The organism is Melaminivora alkalimesophila (genome assembly GCF_000282995.1).
Taxonomy (GTDB): Bacteria; Pseudomonadota; Gammaproteobacteria; order Burkholderiales; family Burkholderiaceae_C; genus Melaminivora; species Melaminivora alkalimesophila.
The window spans coordinates 1-18,924 of the sequence record NZ_ALEE01000726.1; the positions used below are offsets into that span (position 1 = coordinate 1).

Annotated in this window: 17 protein-coding genes; 9 read left to right on the forward strand and 8 right to left on the reverse strand. The window is 71.1% G+C overall.

The features are described from left to right. On the reverse strand, positions 1–495 hold a 495-nt coding region (locus A612_RS14130), incomplete at its 3' end, for a PAS domain-containing protein (protein WP_040437032.1). Positions 496–545: 50 nt separating this feature from the next. Then, entirely contained in the window at positions 546–1,775 is a 1,230-nt protein-coding gene (locus A612_RS14135; RefSeq protein WP_051001515.1) for an MFS transporter, read from the reverse strand. Positions 1,776–1,960: 185 nt separating this feature from the next. Between A612_RS14135 and A612_RS14140 the strand changes: the two genes are divergently transcribed. Together A612_RS14140 and A612_RS14145 are read left to right on the forward strand one after the other, a co-directional pair. Further along, positions 1,961–3,247, forward strand: coding sequence for a CaiB/BaiF CoA transferase family protein (locus tag A612_RS14140; protein WP_019375108.1), 1,287 nt, complete (start codon positions 1,961–1,963; stop codon positions 3,245–3,247). Between the two features lie 95 nt (positions 3,248–3,342). Further along, positions 3,343–5,586: a TonB-dependent receptor plug domain-containing protein gene (locus A612_RS14145; RefSeq protein ID WP_019375109.1), complete on the forward strand. Its 2,244-nt coding sequence runs from the start codon at positions 3,343–3,345 to the stop codon at positions 5,584–5,586. Between the two features lie 79 nt (positions 5,587–5,665). Here A612_RS14145 and A612_RS14150 read toward each other — a convergent pair whose 3' ends face one another. Beyond that, a complete protein-coding gene (locus A612_RS14150) occupies positions 5,666–6,973 on the reverse strand; it encodes a Glu/Leu/Phe/Val family dehydrogenase (protein ID WP_019375110.1) in 1,308 nt (435 codons plus the stop codon). A gap of 157 nt (positions 6,974–7,130) precedes the next feature. Between A612_RS14150 and A612_RS14155 the strand changes: the two genes are divergently transcribed. Next, entirely contained in the window at positions 7,131–7,637 is a 507-nt protein-coding gene (locus A612_RS14155; RefSeq protein WP_081501199.1) for a PACE efflux transporter, read from the forward strand. Here the strand turns inward: A612_RS14155 and A612_RS14160 are convergent. Together A612_RS14160 and A612_RS14165 are read right to left on the reverse strand one after the other, a co-directional pair. Continuing rightward, positions 7,564–8,196: a DNA-3-methyladenine glycosylase gene (locus A612_RS14160; protein ID WP_019375112.1), complete on the reverse strand. Its 633-nt coding sequence runs from the start codon at positions 8,194–8,196 to the stop codon at positions 7,564–7,566. The two genes, A612_RS14155 and A612_RS14160, sit on opposite strands and share 74 nt — an antisense overlap. A gap of 10 nt (positions 8,197–8,206) precedes the next feature. Then, entirely contained in the window at positions 8,207–8,599 is a 393-nt protein-coding gene (locus A612_RS14165; RefSeq protein WP_019375113.1) for a VOC family protein, read from the reverse strand. 191 nt (positions 8,600–8,790) lie between these two features. Between A612_RS14165 and A612_RS14170 the strand changes: the two genes are divergently transcribed. Together A612_RS14170 and A612_RS14175 are read left to right on the forward strand one after the other, a co-directional pair. Then, positions 8,791–10,095, forward strand: coding sequence for an MFS transporter (locus tag A612_RS14170; protein WP_075807055.1), 1,305 nt, complete (start codon positions 8,791–8,793; stop codon positions 10,093–10,095). Positions 10,096–10,234: 139 nt separating this feature from the next. Then, a complete protein-coding gene (locus tag A612_RS14175) occupies positions 10,235–11,695 on the forward strand; it encodes a Fic family protein (RefSeq protein WP_019375115.1) in 1,461 nt (486 codons plus the stop codon). 92 nt (positions 11,696–11,787) lie between these two features. Here A612_RS14175 and A612_RS14180 read toward each other — a convergent pair whose 3' ends face one another. Continuing rightward, positions 11,788–12,141, reverse strand: coding sequence for a hypothetical protein (locus tag A612_RS14180; RefSeq protein ID WP_019375116.1), 354 nt, complete (start codon positions 12,139–12,141; stop codon positions 11,788–11,790). 25 nt (positions 12,142–12,166) lie between these two features. Next, complete coding sequence (locus A612_RS14185; protein WP_019375117.1) at positions 12,167–15,127, reverse strand: DNA topoisomerase III; 2,961 nt, start codon at positions 15,125–15,127, stop codon at positions 12,167–12,169. 115 nt (positions 15,128–15,242) lie between these two features. Here A612_RS14185 and A612_RS14190 point away from each other — a divergent pair, with 115 nt between their 5' ends. From A612_RS14190 to A612_RS14205, 4 genes are all read left to right on the forward strand, one after another. Beyond that, the gene (locus A612_RS14190; protein WP_040437036.1) at positions 15,243–15,755 is read left to right on the forward strand and encodes an SET domain-containing protein; all 513 of its coding nucleotides are present in this window, start codon (positions 15,243–15,245) and stop codon (positions 15,753–15,755) included. A 30-nt stretch (positions 15,756–15,785) separates the two neighbouring features. Next, positions 15,786–16,682 (forward strand): biotin--[acetyl-CoA-carboxylase] ligase, encoded by an 897-nt coding sequence (locus A612_RS14195; RefSeq protein ID WP_019375119.1) that lies wholly within the window; start codon positions 15,786–15,788, stop codon positions 16,680–16,682. A 9-nt stretch (positions 16,683–16,691) separates the two neighbouring features. Further along, positions 16,692–17,411 carry an SPOR domain-containing protein gene (locus A612_RS14200; RefSeq protein WP_019375120.1) on the forward strand — a complete coding sequence of 240 codons (720 nt, stop codon included), beginning with the start codon at positions 16,692–16,694 and terminating at the stop codon, positions 17,409–17,411. Positions 17,412–17,610: 199 nt separating this feature from the next. Then, positions 17,611–17,973, forward strand: coding sequence for a DUF4148 domain-containing protein (locus A612_RS14205; protein ID WP_019375121.1), 363 nt, complete (start codon positions 17,611–17,613; stop codon positions 17,971–17,973). A gap of 73 nt (positions 17,974–18,046) precedes the next feature. Here A612_RS14205 and A612_RS14210 read toward each other — a convergent pair. Beyond that, on the reverse strand, positions 18,047–18,924 hold an 878-nt coding region (locus A612_RS14210; protein WP_019375122.1), incomplete at its 5' end, for a sensor histidine kinase.

Consider the following 18,924-nt stretch of genomic DNA (forward strand, 5'->3'; position numbering starts at 1 on the left):
GCCGCCGCGGCCGGCCAGCCGCTGCGCGGCCAGCGCCTGGCGCGCGTCGTCGAGCTCGCGCTGCAGCTGCGCGAACTTGCTGATGAGCGGGCGCAGCGTGGTCTCCGGGTGGTCGAAGAACACCATGCCGATGGCGCCCATGACCTCGCCGCCCTCGCTGCGCAGCGGGATGCGGCTGACCACGAAGGTGCCGGCCTTGTTGGTCAGCAGGTCGATCAGCTCCGGCTTGCCGCTCTCGAGCACGCGGCGCATCCGCGTGCCCGGTATCACGTCCTCGACCATGCGCCCGAGGAATTCGTCCAGCGAGGCAAAGCCCAGCGCCGGCAGGAAACGCTGGTAGCCCTCGTTCACCCAGACCACGCGGCCGGCGCGGTCGATCAGGAACATGCCCTGGCTGACGCTGGAGAACAGCTCGAACATCGAGCGCGCCGCCAGGGCGTGGATGCCCTGGGCGTCCAGTGGCAGCGTGGCGGCGGAGGGCGGAGGCGCGGGCATGGGCCCGATGGTAGTGGCGCTCGCGCCCGCAGCGCCAGGGGCCGAGCCCTTCAGCGCCGGGGCGCAAGCAGCGGCGAGGCCGGCAGCCAGCGAAACGCCTGCGCCGCCAGCGCCAGCCACGCCCCGATCGCCAGCAGCACGGCGCGGTAGGGCTCCCAACCCTGCTCCGCCGCCCAGGCGGCGACCATGCCGCTCGCCCACTGCACCAGCGCCACCCCGAGGAACATCGCCATGGTGTAGAGCGACAGCGCCCGCCCGGTCAGCTCGGACGGGTAGGAGGCGCGCACGTCGGCGTACTGCAGCACCCCGTAGCCCGACAGCAGCCCCATCAGCACGATCACCGCCAGCGCCGCCGCCGGCCCCGACAGGAAGGCCAGCAGCACGAACAGCCCCGCCATCAGCGTGGCGACCGCGGTGATCCACCGGCGCCGGCGCCGCACGCCCGGATCGAAGCGGCCGAAAACGCCCGGCGTGAACAGCGCGATCAGCGACAGCACCAGCGCCACATGGCCACTTTGCACCAGCGTGAAATCGAAGCGTTCGATCAGCAGCGGCCCGAGCCACAGCCCGCGCAGCGCCAGGAAGGCGGCGTAGCCCGTCATCCCCAGCAGCACGATGCCCCAGGTGTGCGGCAGCGCCAGCAGCGAGACCATGCGCCACAGCGCCCGCCCCCAACGCTCGCGCGGCGCCTGCGAGGCGTAGGCTGCGGGCGGCTCGTGCACCGTCCACCAGATGGTCAGCCACGACGCCACCGACAGCCCCGCCAGCACGAAGAAGCCCACGCGCCAGCCCGTGTGCTGCACCACCCAGGCCAGCGGCGTGCCGGTCATGATCAGGCCGATGCCGCCCACCCCCATGCTCACGCCCGAGAAGAAGGCGAAACGCTCGGCCGGGAAGTGCCGCGCGACGAACAGCGTGGAGGCGAGGAAGGCCGGCGAGCAGCCCACGCCGATCAGCAGCTGCCCGGCCATCAGCCAGCCGTAACTGGGCGCCAGCGCCGAGACCAGCGCCCCGGCGATCGCCAGCGAGAACGCCGTGAGCACCGTGCGGCGAATGCCATAGACATCGACCCCGATGCCCATGAGCAGCTGCGCCACGCCGAAGGACAGCCCGAACAGCCCGGCAAAGGCACCCAGCGCGCGGCCCGTCAGGGCGAACTCGGCCTGCAGGCTGGGCGCGAGGATGGAGGTGACGGTGCGAAACGCCTGGCTGAGCGCGAAGGCCGAGAGCAGGGCCAGCAGCATCAGGGCCAGGCGGGCGGAAGACGGTGGGGAAGGCATGGCAGGGCGTTCGCCAGGTTGCGCGGCAGCGGCAGGCTGCGCGCCGCATTGTGCGCCCGGCCGGGTCGGCAGGCTGTCACCTGCGCATGGGGGTGGCCTCGGAGCGCATACCATGGACGGCTTCCGTTTGTCTGCCGCCGGCGATGACGCCTCGCCGGCCGCTACCCGAGCCTGCCCACCGCGCCATGAACCCTTCCACCGCTTCCTCCCTCCCGCCCCGCGCCGGCGCCCTCGGCCACCTGCGCGTGCTCGACCTCTCGCGCGTGCTCGCCGGCCCCTGGTGCACGCAGAACCTCGCCGACCTGGGCGCCGACGTCATCAAGATCGAGAAACCCGGCGCCGGCGACGACACGCGCCACTGGGGCCCGCCCTTCTTTCCCGGCAAGGACGGCCGCCCCACGCACGAGGCGAGCTATTTCGCCGCCTGCAACCGCAACAAGCGCTCCGTCACGGTGGACATGGCAAGCCCCGAGGGCCAGCAGCTCATCCGCCAGCTCGCGTGCAGCAGCGACGTGCTGGTGGAGAACTTCAAGACCGGCGGCCTGGCGCGCTACGGTCTGGACTACGCCTCCCTGAGCGCGCTGAACCCGCGCCTCATCTACTGCTCCGTGACCGGCTTCGGGCATACCGGCCCCTACGCCGAGCGTGCCGGCTACGACCTGCTGGTGCAGGCGATGAGCGGGCTGATGAGCATCACCGGCCAGCCCGACGATGCGCCCGGGGGCGGCCCGATGCGCGTGGGCGTGGCCGTGATCGACCTGTTCACCGGCATGTACGCCACCAGCGCCATCCTCGCCGCCCTGGAGGCGCGCCACCACAGCGGGCGCGGACAGCACATCGACATCGCCCTGCTGGACGTGGCGATGGCCATGCTCGCCAACCAGGGCGCGGCCTTCCTCAACACCGGCACCGTGCCGCAGCGCCAGGGCAACACCCACCCGAGCATCGTGCCCTACCAGGACTTCCCCACGCAGGACGGGCGCATGCTGCTGGCCGTCGGCAACGACGGGCAGTTCACGCGCTTTTGCGAGGCGGCGGGCGTGGACTGGGCCGGGGACGCGCGCTTTGCCACCAACGCCGCGCGCGTGGCGCACCGCGAGGAACTGGTGGGCCTGGTGGCCGCGCTCACGCGCACCCGCCCCACGGCGCAGTGGATCGCGCTGCTGGAGGACAAGGCCGTGCCCTGCGGGCCGATCAACGACATTGCCCAGGCCTTCGACGATCCGCAGGTGCGCGCGCGCGGCCTGCGCATCGAGCAGGAGCGCCGCCCGGGCGGCCCGCCGCCGGCCGGCTCCGAGGTCAACCGCGTGGTCGGCACCGCCAACCCCATGCGCCTGTCGGAAACCCCGCCAACGCTGCGGCATGCGCCGCCGGCGCTGGGCCAGCACACGGAAGAGGTGCTGCGCGAGCGCCTGGGGCTGGACGCGGCGCAGCTGCAGTCACTGCGCGAGCGCGGGGTCATCGGTACCTGAGCCGGTCTCCCCGGCCGGCGCCGGGCGCGCCGGCCAAAGCTGAGAAAATTCCCTCCCTGACCCCAGCCCTCCTGTCCTCGACCGGTCCTGTCTTCATGAATGTCCTCTCCCCCCGCCGGCTCGCCGTCCTGATCGCCCTGTCATGCGCCGCCACGGCGCACGCCAAGGAGCCCAGCACGGTGCTCGATGCGGTCGTCGTCACCGGCACGCGCACCGCCACCTCGGTGCGCAACAACCCCGCATCGGTCTCCATCGTCGATCGCGAGACAATCGAAAACAGCGGCGCCGACAGCATCGCCGAGCTGCTGCGCAACGTGCCGGGCGTGTCCGTGGTCGATTCGGCGGTCGCCGGCATGCAGCGCATCCGCATCCGCGGCGAGCAGTCCAACCGCGTCGTGATCCTGGTCGATGGCCAGGAGCTGACCGACCACAGCTCCTTCGGCTCGCCGCTGCTGGTCGATCCGGCCAACATCGAGCGCATCGAGGTGGTGCGCGGCCCGGCCTCGGTGCTGTACGGCGCCAAGGCCATCGGCGGCGTGATCAACCTCATCACGCGCAAGGGCGCGGCGCAGCCGCTGCAGACCGAGCTGGGCGCGACCTTCGACAGCGGCACCCGCGGCTGGCAGGGCTGGGCGGCGCTGTCGGGCAGCCAGGATCGGCTGGACTGGCGCGTGTCGGTCAGCGGCGACGAGCACGGCGACCGGCGCGTCGCCAGGGGCCCGTACAGCGCCAGCGGCCGGCTGGACAATTCCTCCTACGCCAACGAGGACCTGAGCGCGCACCTGGGCCTGAAACTCGACGAGGCCGGCCACCACTATGTGGCACTGAAGGCCAACCACCACCGCCTGCAGGCCGATGGCTGGCAGGACCCGTTCGCGCTGGTGACGCTCAGGAACGTGGACATCAACCCGACGATCGCCGGGCGCCAGGCGCGCATCGACATCGCCGAGGCCGAGATCACCCAGTTCAACGCCAACTTGCCCCAACGCGACCTGGGCAAGCTGGGCCTCCATTACGAGGGCAAGAAGCTGGGCCCGGTGCTGCGCAAGCTGAGCGCCGACGCCTTCGTGCAGCGCGTGGACCGCGAGTTCGACAACCTGATCCGAATCCGCGGCCGCGGCGGGCGCGTGCACATTCCCGGGCCGGGGCCGGGCGTGAACATCCCCTTGCGAACCAGTGACATCGTGATGGACTCGGCCTCCACCGATCGCACCGACACCTGGGGCGCCAGCGTGCAGCTGGATTATTCCTTCCACCCCGACCACTACACCGTGGTCGGCGCGCAGCTCCTGCGCGACGACCTGCGGACCACCAAGCTCAACAACATCACCGTGGTCGGCGCCAACCCGCTGCCGCCGCTGCCGCAGTACCAGCCGCCGTTCGGCGTGCGCAGCACGGCTTTTGACCGCGCCACCATGCAGACCGCCTCGGCCTTCGTGCAGGACGAATGGACGCTGGCACCCGACTGGAAGCTCACTGGCGGCCTGCGCTACTACCGCGTCAGCTCGTCGCTCGACGAGACCACCAGCGACACGCACCAGGCGGGTGAGCGCAGCCGCCACGGGCGTTTCGTCAAGGCACTGGGGCTCACCTGGACGGGCCTGAAGCATTCCACCGTGCGCGCCGGCTATTCCGAGGGCTACGTCATGCCCTCGCTGCTGGAGCAGTTCACCGACTCGCGCGCCGGGCGCGGCATCGTGCTGCACGGCAACCCGGATCTTGCCCCCGAGCGCTCCAGGAACTACGAACTCGGCCTGCGCTACCAGAACCAGGGCGTGGTCTTCGACGGGACCCTGTTCTACAGCCGCGCCAAGGACTACATCACCTTCGAATCCTGCGCCATCACGGGCCGCTGCAGCGGCGGCGACATCTACGTCAACGCCGACCGCGCCAAGAGCTACGGCCTGGAGCTGCTGGTGGAATACCTGGTGCCGGGCAGCAACTTCACGCCGTATTTCTCCGGCACCTGGATGCGCCGCCAGCTCACCGTGGATGATTTCTCCACCTATCAGACCGACGTGCCGCGCCTGGCCGGCCGGCTGGGCCTGCGCTACGAGGACACCATCGCCAATGCCAACACGTGGCTCGACGTGTTCGTGCAAGGGGCGACGGCAGTGGACAAGCGCGAGCGCGACATCGAGAAGTCCGGCAAGGTCTCGCGCCACCTGGCCGGCTGGGGCACGCTCAACCTGTCCGTGGGCAGCAGCTTCGGCCCGCAGGACCGCTACCGCGTCGCCCTGCACCTGAACAACCTGCTGGACAAGGACTACCGGGCGGGAGTGGACGAGCTGCCCGGCCTGGGGCGCAACCTGGTGCTGACCTTCACGTCGAAGTTCTGAACCCGCCGCGGCAGCCCCGGCGGCACGAAAAAGGCGGCCCTGGGGCCGCCTCGGCGATGCGTCAGGGCAGGGGCGCCGCTCAGGGGTACAGCCCGCGCAGCTCGCGCGCCCGCAGGATGCGCGTGCAGGCGACGATGAAGGCGGCGGTGCGCAAGGAGACCTTGTGCTCCTGCGCCGTCTCCCAGACGCCCGCGAAGGCGTTGCGCATGATGCGCACCAGCCGGTCGTTGATCTCGTCCTCGGTCCAGAAGAAGCTCGAGAAGTTCTGCACCCACTCGAAATAGCTCACCGTCACGCCGCCGGCGTTGGAGATCACGTCCGGCAGGACCAGCACGCCCTTGTCGCTCAAAATATCGTCGGCCTCGGGCGTGGTCGGGCCGTTGGCGCCCTCGATGACCATCTTCGCGCGGATGCGGCCGGCGTTCTCGCGCGTGATCTGGCCCTCCAGCGCCGCCGGGATCAGGATGTCGCAATCCACGCCCCAGAATTCACTGTCCTGCAGCGCCTCGGCCCCGCCGAAGCCGGCCACGCCGCCCGTCTCCTGCACGTGCGCCAGCAGCGCCGGCACGTCCAGGCCCCGGTCGCTGAACACGGTGCCCGTGTGGTCCTGCACCGCCACCACGCGCGCCCCGGCCTCGGCGAACAGCCGCCCGGCCGTGCCGCCCACGTTGCCGAAACCCTGCACCGCCACGCGTGCGCCCTCGATCGCCAGGCCGGTGTGGCGCGCCGCCTCCGCGCCCACGGTGAACACGCCGCGGCCGGTGGCCTCCATGCGCCCGAGCGATCCGCCGAGTTCCACCGGCTTGCCCGTGACCACGCCGGTGGCGGTGTAGCCCACGTCCATGGAATAGGTATCGACCATCCAGGCCATGATCTGGCCGTTGGTGTTCACGTCGGGCGCCGGGATGTCCTTGGTCGGGCCGATGATGATGCCGACCTCGCTGGTGTAGCGGCGCGTCAGGCGCTCGAGCTCGCCGCGCGAGAGCTTCTTCGGATCGACGCGGATGCCGCCCTTGGCGCCGCCGTAGGGCACGTCCACAGCGGCGTTCTTGATGCTCATCCAGGCCGACAGCGCCATGACCTCCGACAGCGTCACGTCCTGGTGGAAGCGCACGCCCCCCTTGCCCGGGCCGCGGCTCAGGTTGTGCTGCACGCGGTAGCCCTCGAAGTGGGCGATGCTGCCGTCGTCCATCTCGATGGGCACGTCCACGATCAGTGAGCGCTTGGGGCGCTTGAGCGTCTCCACCCAGCGCGACAGGCTGCCCAGGTAGGGCGTGACCCGGTCGATCTGCTGCAGGTACACGCCCCAAGGGCCCAGGCGGTCTGCGGCCAGGTAGGAGGGCAGGGAATGCGATGGCGCCGATGCGGAGGCGGGGGCAGGTGGCATGGGTATGTCCTTCTCGTTGTCAGGCGGGCTACTCTAGGGCGCGGCCCCCGGCTTGTCCAACGCCGCCGTGTTTGTCCGACATGCAGGGTGCGCATAGGACGGATGCCGGCTTCCCCCCTATCATCCCCGGGATTACCCTGATTCCTATACTGCCTCGATGCCTGCAGCCTCGCCCGTTCCCGCCCCCGCTGCTTCCTGCTCTGCCGCTTCCCGCCCCACGGGCCTGCAAGGTCCCTGGCGCCGGGTGCTGTTCGTCAGCCTGTACGAGCTCATCGCCGTCATCGCCTCGACCCTGCTGTTCATGGCCATCGGCCAGCCGCCGGGAGCCTCGGGCGTGATGTCGGTGGTCGCCTCCACGCTGGCCGTGCTGTGGAACGTGAGCTTCAACCACCTGTTCGAGCGCTGGGAGGCGCGCCAGCCGGTCAAGGGCCGCTCGGTCGCGCGCCGCGTGGCGCACGCCCTCGGTTTCGAGGGGGGGTTGGCGCTGATGCTGATCCCGCTCATGGCCTGGTGGTTTGGCGTCGGCCTGTGGCAGGCGACGCTGATGGAGGCCGGGCTGCTGGTGTTCTTCCTGGTCTACACCTACGCCTTCAACTGGTCCTTCGACCGGATCTTCGGCCTGCCGGCGTCGGCGCAGGCGCTGCGCCCGGAAACGGGCGGCTGAGAAAGCGCGAGCCGGCCACGCCGAAACGCCACGGCACCTCCACCGCGCGCGTGATGCCGATGCGCGGCCCGGCCTGGACCGGCGGGAGCTCGGGCCCGCCCGCGCCCGCAGGTTCCAGCAAGGCGAAGGGCTGCCTGTCGAGTGGCAGCCCGTCGAAGCTGCGGTCGATGGCCAGCGCCTGGGTCAGCCGCCCCGGCCCGGCGCACAGCAGGCGCTCGTCCTGCAGGCCGCGGCGCTGCTGCATCTGCGCCAGGCCGTGCGTGGGCTCCAGCGCCCGGATCAGCACCGCCGCGCCGTCGCCCTCCTGCCCACACACCAGGTTCAGGCACCAGTGCACGCCGTAGGAGCGGTACACGTAGGCGCGCCCCGGCGGGCCGAACATGGAGGCGTTGGACGGCGTGGGGCCGCGGAAACTGTGCGAGGCCGGATCCATCCGGTGGTAGGCCTCGGTCTCCACGATGCGCCCGCCCACGCCATCGACCAGCAGCGTCACGCCCAGCAGCCGCGGCGCCAGCTCCTGCACGGACAGCCGGAAGTCGATGTCTGCGGGGCGCAGCATTGCAGCCGCCTCAGGACGCCTTGGGCGGGCGATGCAGCAGGCAGAGCTTGTTGCCGGCCGGGTCGCGCAGGTACGCCAGGTACATGCCGCCGGCGCCCGGCTCGCCGCGCCAGCCGGGCGGGTCCTCGCAGTCGGTGCCGCCAGCGGCGATGCCGGCCGCATGCGCCGCCTTGGCCTGCTCGGGCGAGGCGGCGGCAAAGCCGATGGTGCTGCCGTTGCCGTGGCAGGCCGGCTCGCCATTGAGGGGCGCGGTGATGGCGAAGGTGTTGCCGCCGTGGCGCCAGAAGGTGCGGTTCTTCGGGTCGGTGAAGCCGGGCGGGATGCCGAGCGCGCCCAGCAGGGCATCGTAGAACTTGCGGGATTGGTCGAGGTCGCTCGCGCCGAGCATGACGTGGCTGAACATGGTGTGCCTTGCTTCCTTTGTCGCAGAGGTGGGTGCAGGGCCCGCCGGGTGGCGGGCGGGCGTCCATCGTAATGTGCCGCAGACGGCAATGCGTCGCCCAGGTGTCTGCGGGGCAGGGCCCGGCGGACGCAGGGATAATTTCGGTGCCCCAGGGAAGCCTCTTCTTCCCGCCTCGCCCCGCCTCCCGCCCCATGGCCCGTCCGCCCGACCCTCCCCCTTCCCCATCCCCGACCGCCCCTGCTGCGCGCGACAGCGTGTTTCGCCACCGCGGCTTCACCGCCTTCCTGGTCGCCCGGGTGGTGGCCGTCGTCGCCACGCAGGTGCAGGCGGTGGTGGTCGCCTGGCAGGTCTATGACCTGACGCGCGAGCCGCTGGCGCTGGCCTGGGTGGGGCTGGCGCAGTTCCTGCCCATGCTGGGCCTGCTGCTGCCGGCCGGCGACCTGATCGACCGCCACGACCGGCGCCGCATCCTGGGCCTGAGCTGGTCGGTGGGGGCGCTGTGCAGCGCGCTGCTGTGGTGGCTGTCGGGCCACGGCGCGAGCGGCGTCGGGGGCATCTACGCGGTGCTGGTGCTGTACGGCTGCGCGCGCGCATTTTCCGGGCCGGCCATGCAGAGCCTGCTGCCGCAGATCGTGCCGCGCGGCCAGCTCGCGCAGGCCATTGCCGCCAACAGCATGCTGATGCGCAGCGCGGCCGTGGGCGGGCCGCTGCTGGGTGGCGGGCTGTACGCGCTCGGCGGGGGCGAGCTGACCTACGCCGTGTGCTGCGGCTGCTTCGTGCTGGGCGCCGCGCTGCTGCGGCGCGTCACGGTGGCGCATGCCGGCCCGCGCACCGCGGCGCAGGGCACGATGACCGAGCGTTTTGGCGCCGGCATCGCCTTCATCCGCAGCCGGCCGATCATCCTGGGCACGATCTCGCTCGATCTGTTCGCCGTGCTGCTGGGCGGCGTGGTGGCGCTGCTGCCGATCTACGCGCAGGAGGTGCTGCACGTCGGCCCCGCGGGCCTGGGCGCCCTGCGCAGCGCCATGGCGGCGGGCGAGGTGGGCATGGGGCTGCTGCTGAGCCTGCGGCCGATCACGCGCCGGGTGGGGCCGGCGATGTTCGCCGCGGTGGCGGTGTTCGGCGCGGCCAACCTGGTGTTTGCACTGTCGCACTGGTTCTGGCTGTCGTGCCTGATGCTGGGGATAGCTGGCGCGGCCGACATGGTGAGTGTGAACATCCGCGGCACGCTGGTGCAGTTCTCCACGCCGGATGCGATGCGCGGGAGCGTGAACGCGGTCAACATGCTGTTCATCGGCTCGTCCAACGAGCTGGGCGAATTCCGCGCGGGCACAACAGCCGCCTGGCTGGGGACGGTGCCGGCGGCGGTGCTGGGCGGGGTGTGCACGCTGGGGGTGGTGGTGGCGTGGATGAAGGTGTTTCCGCTGCTACGGCGGGTGGATCGGTTTGAGGAGGCGGCGCGGGCGAGTGAGGTGCAGGCACTGGGAGGCCGTTGATGCGGTGCCACAGCCGAAACTGAAGAAAAAATCAGGGAAAAGCGGATTTCTGCAAGAAATGTTGTAACACTGCGGATTTTTACTTGCCCAAAGGGTTATCTACATGAGCGCTGTTGGCTACGCGTGGATCCAGCAAGCCTTGGACACGCCCGATTTCCTCGGCGCGCAGCAGGCGCGTGTGGCGCCCGTCAGCCGTATCGAGCAGCTGCCCGAAGGGGCCTTGCTGGTGCCGCCCCGGCTGGCGCCCGCGCAGGAGCTGCTGGCGCAGGCGCTCTTTGCCATCAAGCACGAGGGCGTCCGGCTGGACCTGCTGGCTGCGGCACTGCGCCGCATCCCGCCCGAACAGCTGGCCGAGCTGGCCCGCAGCGGGCCGAACGGGGTCTATACCCGCAAGCTGTGCCATCTCTGGGAGGGCCTGCACCGCGAGCGCCTGCCCGCGCTGGACGAGCCAGGGGTGACCGCCGCCTATGCGCCCCTGTTCCATCCGCGCGACTACCTGGTCGGCACGGTGCGGCGCGATGCCCGCTGGCGCATCGAGTTCAACGGCCTGGGCAACTGGTCGTTCTGCCCGGTGGTGCGCAGGACGCCCGCGCTGGAGCAGCTGCTGGAGCGCGACATCCTGGCCCAGGCGCAGGCGTTTGCCGAGCGCATCGGGGGCGCCATGCTCGAGCGCGCCCTGTCCTGGGCTTACTTAAGCGAAACCGAGGGCTCGTTCGCCATCGAGGGCGAGACGCCCAGCCATGACAAGGCCGCGCTGTTCGCATCCTTGCTCAAGCGCGCGCACGAGCAGCGGCCGCTGACCGAAGAGCTGCTGGTCGAGCTGCAAAACGCCGCCGTCTCCAACCCGTTCGACAAGGCGGTGCAGTTTCGCCATGAGCAAAACCGCCTGCAAAGGGACCTGCTGGGCGCTGCCGGCGTGACCTACGTGCCGCCCTGGCCAGATCTGGCGGTGGAACTGATGGAGCAGCTGATGGCACTGGCCAACCAGCGGCCCGCACCGCTCGACCCCCTGGCGCACGCGGCGGTGGTGTCGTTCGCCTTCGTCTTCATCCACCCATTCATGGACGGCAACGGCCGCCTGTCGCGCTTCCTGATCCATCACTGCCTGGGCCAGTCGGGGCGCCTGCCGCCCCAGTTCCTGCTGCCCGTATCGGTGGCGATGAAAAAGCACGAGCCGCAATATCTGCAAGCCCTGACGTCTTTCAGCCGGCCGGCACGCCAGCTGTGCCGCGTCACCTGGGCGGGCGACGAGCACTACGGCTACGAATGGGCAGCCGGCGCCGACGCCTGGTTTCGCTACATGGACCTGACGGAATGCGTGCAGTTCACCCTCGAAATGGCCGAGGCTGCGCTGGACACGCACCTGCGCCAGGAGGTGGACTTCCTCGCCCTGTTCGACCGGGTATCGCGCTTCATCAACGACCGCCACGACGTGCGAAGCAGCGACCTGACCACGCTGATCGTGACGATTTTCCAAAATGGCGGAAAGCTGTCGAACCACCGGCGCAAGCAGTTCGCGCAGCGCGTGCCGCCGCAGGTGCTGGAGGCCATCGAAACAAGCGTGGATCGGGCCATGCGAGGGTTGCCGCTGGATGCCTGAGAAAGGCCGTGAGCGCTGCCGTCGAGACAAGGGCGAGCAGACAGGCCGCCGGCCCGCAAGTTGCGGTGGCAGCTGTATCCAGAAGCGCGCAGTCAGCGGCCTGGCAGCGTCGTCACCGCCCCATCCACCGCCTCCTCCCGGCTGCCGGGCGGGCACGGCTGGTCGGTATAGACGACCGAGGCGCCGCGCACGCACTTGCGCGGCGCGGGCGGGGGCGCGGCCTGCGCCGCATCGGCGGCGGTGCGTCGGTCGGCGGGGTCTGTGCGGCCGGCCTTGCCCTGCGGAAGGGTCTCCGGGCCCGGGCGCGTCAGCTTGCGCCACGCCTGCTGGGCCCACGGCCCGGCGTGGGGCACCCACTGCGGAGCCGTCCACCACGCGGCCGCCGCGGCCGCCAGGGCCGCGACCGCAAGGATCGCGAGGGCGGCGCGTTGGCCCCGGCTCAGCATGGCGATGGCACCGTGTCCACGCGCTTCAGGCCAGGTGCGGACTCAGGATGCCCGCCAGCTCGAACATGCCCGCACGCTCCTTGCCGAAGACGGCGCGCAGCTTGTCGTCCGCGACGATGCTGCGCTTGTCCTGCGGGTCCTGCAGGTTGTGGGCCTTGATGTAGTCCCAGAGCTTCTTGAGCGCCTCGGTGCGCGCCACCGGCGCGGGCCCGATCACGGCCGCCAACTGCGCGCTCGGGGTCTTGCCGGCCGCCGTGGACGGCTTGCGCGCGGCCTTGGCGGGGGCGGCTTTTTTCGCCGCGGGCTTGGCCGCCGCCTTCTTGGCCGCACCCCCGGTCCTGGCGGCGGCAGCGGCAGCAGTGCCCTTGCGCGCTGGGTACTTGCCCTCGCCGCGCTGCTCGAACTCGAAGTTGACCTTGCCGGCCGCCGCGTCCCAGGCGAGGAACGCCTTGAAGGGCCGGCGCGTGCGCATGCTCACGAACTTGTCGAGCAGGTCGGTCTTGCCGGTGGCCAGGAGTTTTTGCATCTGCACGCGCTCCACGGGCTGCTGCAGGATCACCTTGCCGCTCTTGAACTTGCACGAAGGTTGCGGCTGCCCGGCCGTGGGCACGGCGCGGCTGCACACGTAGTTGCTGCCGTGCTCGTACACCGGCGCGCTGCAGACCGGGCAGGGGCCCAGGCTTTCCTGGCCGGAGAAATCCACCACCTCGCCGCTGCCTTCGCTGGCGGCGGCATCGTCGCCGAAGTCGAACTCCAGCTTGTGGTGGCCGGCCGCCTCGTCGCGCACGATGGCGACCTCGGCCGTGAACGGCCAGCCGGCCTTGGAGCGAAAGCCCTCCAGCGGCCCGATGCGGCGCTTTTGCAGCAGTTCCTCGGCCTCGGCGGTCTCGAAGGTGCGTCCGGCGGGCGACTTGGTGAAGGAAAAGCCGCAGCCCTCGCCCGATCCACCTGCGCCGGTGCAGGCGTAGCGGCGGTAATTTTCCTTGACCACGCCGCCGCAATCCGGGCAGGGCGCGGAAAGCGTGGCGTAGTCGCCGGGAATGCTGTCGCGGTCGTATTCCTTGGCCTTCCTGACGATCTTCTCCGTCATGGCCTGGATCTGCTGCATGAAGGCCTCGCGCGCGAGCTCGCCGCGCTCCATCTGGGCGAGTTTGTATTCCCACTCGCCGGTGAGCTCGGCGCGCGACAATTCCTTCACGCCCAGCCCGCGCAGCAGCGTCATCAGCTGGAAGGCCTTGGCCGTGGGGATCAGCTCGCGCCCTTCGCGCAGCATGTATTTCTCGGTGAGGAGCCCTTCGATGATGGCGGCGCGCGTGGCGGGCGTGCCCAGGCCCTTTTCCTGCATGGCGCTGCGCAGCTCCTCGTCCTCCACCTGCTTGCCGGCGCTCTCCATCGCGCCCAGCAGCGTGGCTTCGGAGTAGCGCGCCGGCGGCTTGGTGCGCAGCCCCTTCGCATCGGCCGCGGCCGTGTGCGCGGGCTCGCCCGGGCGCACCGGCACGAGCGGCCGGCCGCTGGCCTTGTCGGCCCGCTCGGCGCCCTCGCCCTCCCTGCCGGCCGCGGCCTTGCCGCCGCCGTCGAGCTCGCCGGCCGCTTCCTTGCCGTAGATCGCGAGCCAGCCGGGCTTGACCAGCACCCGGCCCTCGGTCTTGAAGGCATGCTCCTCGACGCGGCTGATGCGCGTCGTGACCTGGTATTCGGCGCTCGGGAAGAACACCGCCAGGAAGCGCCGCACCACCAGGTCGTAGAGTTTTTGCTCGGCCTCGGACAGGCCGCTGGGGGCCTGCGTGGTCGGGATGATGGCGAAGTGGTCGCTCACCTTGCTGTTGTCGAAGACCCGCTTCGTCGGGCGCACGTAGCCTTCGTCCAGCGCCTGGCGGGCATAGGGCGCGAGGTGCGCCATGCCGCTGCCGGCGAGCATGGTGAAGGTGTCGCGCGCCACGGGCAGGTAGTCTTCCGGCAGGGCGCGCGAGTCGGTACGCGGGTAGGTCAGGGCCTTGTGGCGCTCATACAGCGCCTGCGCCAGTGCCAGCGTGGTCTTGGCGGAGAAGCCGAAGCGCCCGTTGGCCTCGCGCTGCAGGCTGGTCAGGTCGAACAGCAGGGGCGAGGCCTGCGTGACCGGCTTGGCTTCCTCGCTGACGCTCGCCTGCTTGCCGCGCACCGCCTCGGCGATGGCCCGCGCCTGGGCCTCGGACCAGACGCGGTCGGCGCGCATCTCCGGGTCCTCGGGGTTCTTCTTCCACTGCGGGTCGAACCACTTGCCCAGGTACTGGCCCGCCTCCACGTCGAAGGCGGCGTGGATCTCCCAGTAGTCGCGGGCGACGAACTTGCGGATCTTCTCCTCGCGCTCGACCACCAGCGACAGCGTCGGCGTCTGCACCCGGCCCACGGTGGTCAGGAAGAAACCGCCGTCGCGCGAGTTGAAGGCCGTCATGGCGCGCGTGCCGTTGATGCCCACCAGCCAGTCGGCCTCGCTCCTGCTGCGCGCGGCGTCGGCCAGGCCCCGCATCTGCGCGTCGCTGCGCAGGTTCTGGAAGCCGTCGCGGATCGCCTGCGGCGTCATGCTCTGCAGCCACAGGCGCTTGATGGGCTTGCCCAGCGGCTTGCCGCCGCCGGCGTATTGTTCGATCAGGCGGAAGATCAGCTCGCCCTCGCGCCCCGCGTCGCAGGCGTTCACCAGCTCCGTCACGTCCTTGCGCCGCGCGAGCCTGACCACCGCGTTCAGGCGCCCCTTGGTCTTGTCCACCGGCTTGAGCTCGAAGTAGGGCGGGATGACGGGCAGGTGGGCGAAGCTCCACTTGCCGCGCTTGACGTCGAATTCCTCCGGCGCCTGGATCTCCACCAGGTGGCCCACGGCGCTCGTGACCACGTAGCGCTCGTTCTCGAAATGGTCCTCGTGCTTGTCGAAGCGCCCGGCCACGGGCGTGAGCGCGCGCACGATGTCCTGCGCGACCGAGGGTTTTTCTGCGATGACCAGCGTCTTGCTCATATTCCGTTTCTGCGTTTCCGGCGCGTGGGCCCATGCCTACAATGGCCGCTCCCCGCGCACGCGCACGCATGCATGCGTGCCCATCCAAAGTATCAGAAAACCGATTCCCCGCCCCATGCCCCGCGCCGCCGCCCCACCTTCCGCACACCGTCCTGCCGGCCGGCGCATCCAGGTGCGGCGCTCGGGCGTGCACGGCAAGGGGGTATTCGCGCTGCGCCCCATCGCCGAGGGCGAGGTCATCGTCGAGTACACCGGCGAGCGCATCAGCTGGCCCGAGGCCCAGCGGCGCCACCCGCACGACCCCGACCAGCCGAACCACACCTTCTATTTTCACGTCGATGATGACCTGGTGATCGACGCGAAGTTCGGCGGCAATTCCTCGCGCTGGATCAACCACAGCTGCGAGCCCAACTGCTGGGCCGACGAGCGGGACGGCCGCATCTTCATCACCGCGCTGCGCGACATCGAGGCCGGGGAAGAGCTGAACTACGACTACGGCCTGGTCCTTGAGGAGCGCTACACCAGGAAGCTCAAGGCCGAGTACGCCTGCCACTGCGGCAGCGCCACGTGCCGCGGCACGCTGCTGGCGCCCAAGCGCGGCTGGTCGCCTCCCGGACCGCGCGCCTGAGGCGCGGACCGCTCTGCACCGCACGGCCCCATGTCCATCGTCCAACCCGCCCCCTGGCCGGCCGAGGCGCTGTGGCAGCAGATCGAACCCCTGCTGCCCGGCTTCTCGGTCGAGATCCTGGCCAGCATCGACTCCACCAGCAGCGAGCTGATGCGCCGCGCGCGCGCCGGCCAGACCGCGCCCACGCTGCTCGTGGCCGAGCGCCAGACCGCCGGTCGCGGGCGCCTGGGCCGCCAGTGGCACAGCGCCGCCTCCGTCTACGAGGGCACGGGCATGGTGCCGGCGCTCACTTTCTCCCTGGGCCTGCCGCTCAGCCCGCGCGACTGGTCGGGGCTGTCGCTGGCGGTGGGCGTGGCGGTGGCCGAGAGCCTGCAACCCGCTGTCCCGGCCGCCGGCACGGACGCACCGCGCATCGGCCTGAAGTGGCCCAACGACCTGTGGCTGGGCGAGGGGCGCAAGCTGGGCGGCATCCTGGTCGAGACCGCCACCTTCACCCATGCGCCGCAGGCGAACGCGCAGGCGCGCTACGTGGTCGTCGGCATCGGGCTGAACGTGCTGCCGGTGCGCATCGAGGGCGTCTCGCCGCCGCCGGCCTGCCTGCGCGAAGTGGACAGCGCCCTCACGGCGCCGCGCGCGCTGGGCCAGCTGGGGCTGCCGCTGGTGCAGACCCTGCTGGGCTTTGCCGAACACGGCTTTGCCGCCTTCCAGGCGCGTTTCGGGCTGCGCGACGTGCTGGCGGGCCACCCGGTGCAGCTCTCGACGGGCCGGCAGGGCGTGGCACATGGCGTGGACGAGGAGGGCGCGCTGCTGGTGCTGACCGACGCCGGCATGCAGCGCATCACCAGCGCGAGCATCAGCGTGCGCCCCCAGGGCATGGCGCTTCCGGAGTCCCCCTCTGCCGCGCCCCGGCGCACGCCCACCCGCTGACCGATCGCCATGCTGCGCCTTGCCGTCCTGCTGCTGTTCCTGGCCAATGCCGGCTACTACGCCTGGACGTCCGGCCTGCTGCGCGAGTGGGGCTTTGCACCTGCCGCCGAGGGCGAGCCCGAGCGCCTGCACCAGCAGATCGCTCCCGAGGAACTGCGGTTGCTGCCGCCGGCGCTGCCGGGCGCGCCTGCGCCAGACCCAGCCGCTCCACCGGCAGGGCCGACGCCGACCAACGGCGGTCCGCTCCCCACCGAACCCCCTGCCACCGCGGCGGCCGCGGCGCCGCAGGCGTGCCTGCAGGCCGGCTTGCTCGACACGCGCCAGGCAGAAGCGCTGCGCACCGCCCTGAGCACCTGGCCCGAGGGCAGCTGGGCGCTCGAGCCCGTGGCGGTCGCCGGGCGCTGGATGGTCTACATGGGCCGCTTCCCGGATGAGGAATTCGTCGCCCGCAAACGCGCCGAGCTGCGGGCCCTGGGCATCGACTACGACCGCCCGGGCGCGGCCTTCGAGCCCGGCCTGTCGCTGGGCCGCTTCTCGACCGAGGAAGCCGCGCAGCGCGGCCTGGTGCAACTCGGCCGCCAGGGGGTGCGCTCGGCGCGCGTGGTGCAGGAGCGCCCCGAGTCCACCTCCTACACCCTGCGCCTGCCCGCGGTGGACGCTGCGCTGCGCGAGCGCCTGCCGGCGCTGCGGCCGGCGCTGGCGGGCAAGGAGCTGCGCCCCTGCGAATGAGGCGGGGGAGGGCGAGGGCGCGGGGCGTCGCCTCGCCAAGATTGCCTTCCAAGCCGGGCAGGGCCGCACGGCAGTGTCCAGCCCCTCCGACACGGGTGGGCATGGGAATGGGGCGTTGTCCCACACGGCCCTTTCTGGCAAAGCGTTCAGATAGGCATACCGTTTCTCGTTTGTTCACTCATACGAAAGGAATGCCATCATGAAACTGAACACACGCAAGACTCTTTCCATTCTTGCCCTGGCGGGCGCATCCCTGGCGGCCCCGGCCTTCGCCGACACGCAGCCGGGCCAGAACTGGGGCGAGCAGGCAACGCGCATGCAGATGCAGGGCGCGGGCCTGTCGCGCGCGGAGGTGCAGGCCGACCTGAACCTGTGGCGCCGCGCCGGGCTGGAGAACTACACGACCTCGCAAGGCCCGGCCGAGGCCAACGCCGAGCAGGCGCGCCGCATGGCGGAATACCAGCGACTGCGCAGCGGTCCGGAATACCGGCGCGAGGTCCAGCGCCTGGGCGGTGACGTGAGCACCCTGGCGGCCTACCCCAGTACGACCTACCAATACTGAGCCTGATCCTTCCCCTCGCGGCTGCGGCCGCCCGCGCCCAGACCGGGCGGGGGCGGCCGCTTGGCGCAGAGGCTCACTGCGGAGGCGGCACGGCGTCGAAGCGCAGGCAAAAGCGCGCGCCCGGCATGGCCGCGCCGGGCCGGGCATCCTCCACGCTCAGCTCGGCGCCGTGCTGGCGCGCGATCTCGCGCACGATCGGCAGCCCCAGGCCGGAGCCGTCGGCCTCGGTGCCCAGGGCGCGGTAGAAGGGCTGGAAGATCAGCTCGCGCTCGCCTTCCGGCACGCCAGGGCCGCTGTCCTCGACGTGCAGCAGCACCACCCGCCCGAAACGGTCGGGCAGCACGCGCACCGTCACCACCCCCGCCTCGTGCGGCCCGGTGGGCGTGTAATTGATGGCGTTGTCCACCAGGTTGCGCACCAGCTCCTGCAGCAGCACCGGATTGCCGCTCACCCAGGCGCCCGCCTCTCCGATCTCCGGGCCGTCGTAGCCCAGGTCGATGCGCCGCGCCAGCGCGCGCGGTACGGCGTCGCGCACCACCTCGATGACCAACCGCGCCAGATCCACCGGCTGGTGCGCCACCGCCGCGCTGCCCCCCTCGGCGCGCGCCAGCGCCAGCAGCTGGTTCACGGTGTGCGTGGCGCGGATCGACGAGCGCCCGATGTACTGGAGCGACTGCTTGAGCTCCTCGGTGCTGGTGCCTTCGCGCTGCGCCAGGTCGGCCTGCATGCGCAGCCCGGCCAGCGGGGTCTTGAGCTGGTGCGCCGCATCGGCCAGGAAGCGCCGCTGCGTCGCCATGGATTCCTGCAGCCGGCGCAGCAGGTCGTTCACCGAATCCACCAGCGGCACCACCTCCAGCGGCACCGCCTGGTGGTCCAGCGGCGAGAGGTCGTCACTCTTGCGCGCGCGGATACGCTCTTCGAGCTGGTGCAGCGGCTTGATGCCGCGCGCCA

What these genes read in the sequence shown, in the direction of transcription:
- A612_RS14160 (WP_019375112.1), bottom strand. Translation starts at nt 8,196, where the DNA reads ATGCTGCGCCCCGCAGACATCGACTTCCGGCTGTCCGTGCAGGAGCTG.
- A612_RS14145 (WP_019375109.1), top strand. Translation starts at nt 3,343, where the DNA reads ATGAATGTCCTCTCCCCCCGCCGGCTCGCCGTCCTGATCGCCCTGTCA.
- A612_RS14165 (WP_019375113.1), bottom strand. Translation starts at nt 8,599, where the DNA reads ATGTTCAGCCACGTCATGCTCGGCGCGAGCGACCTCGACCAATCCCGC.
- A612_RS14185 (WP_019375117.1), bottom strand. Translation starts at nt 15,127, where the DNA reads ATGAGCAAGACGCTGGTCATCGCAGAAAAACCCTCGGTCGCGCAGGAC.
- A612_RS14195 (WP_019375119.1), top strand. Translation starts at nt 15,786, where the DNA reads ATGTCCATCGTCCAACCCGCCCCCTGGCCGGCCGAGGCGCTGTGGCAG.
- A612_RS14155 (WP_081501199.1), top strand. Translation starts at nt 7,131, where the DNA reads ATGCCTGCAGCCTCGCCCGTTCCCGCCCCCGCTGCTTCCTGCTCTGCC.
- A612_RS14170 (WP_075807055.1), top strand. Translation starts at nt 8,791, where the DNA reads ATGGCCCGTCCGCCCGACCCTCCCCCTTCCCCATCCCCGACCGCCCCT.
- A612_RS14180 (WP_019375116.1), bottom strand. Translation starts at nt 12,141, where the DNA reads ATGCTGAGCCGGGGCCAACGCGCCGCCCTCGCGATCCTTGCGGTCGCG.
- A612_RS14200 (WP_019375120.1), top strand. Translation starts at nt 16,692, where the DNA reads ATGCTGCGCCTTGCCGTCCTGCTGCTGTTCCTGGCCAATGCCGGCTAC.
- A612_RS14150 (WP_019375110.1), bottom strand. Translation starts at nt 6,973, where the DNA reads ATGCCACCTGCCCCCGCCTCCGCATCGGCGCCATCGCATTCCCTGCCC.
- A612_RS14205 (WP_019375121.1), top strand. Translation starts at nt 17,611, where the DNA reads ATGAAACTGAACACACGCAAGACTCTTTCCATTCTTGCCCTGGCGGGC.
- A612_RS14190 (WP_040437036.1), top strand. Translation starts at nt 15,243, where the DNA reads ATGCCCCGCGCCGCCGCCCCACCTTCCGCACACCGTCCTGCCGGCCGG.
- A612_RS14135 (WP_051001515.1), bottom strand. Translation starts at nt 1,775, where the DNA reads ATGCCTTCCCCACCGTCTTCCGCCCGCCTGGCCCTGATGCTGCTGGCC.
- A612_RS14140 (WP_019375108.1), top strand. Translation starts at nt 1,961, where the DNA reads ATGAACCCTTCCACCGCTTCCTCCCTCCCGCCCCGCGCCGGCGCCCTC.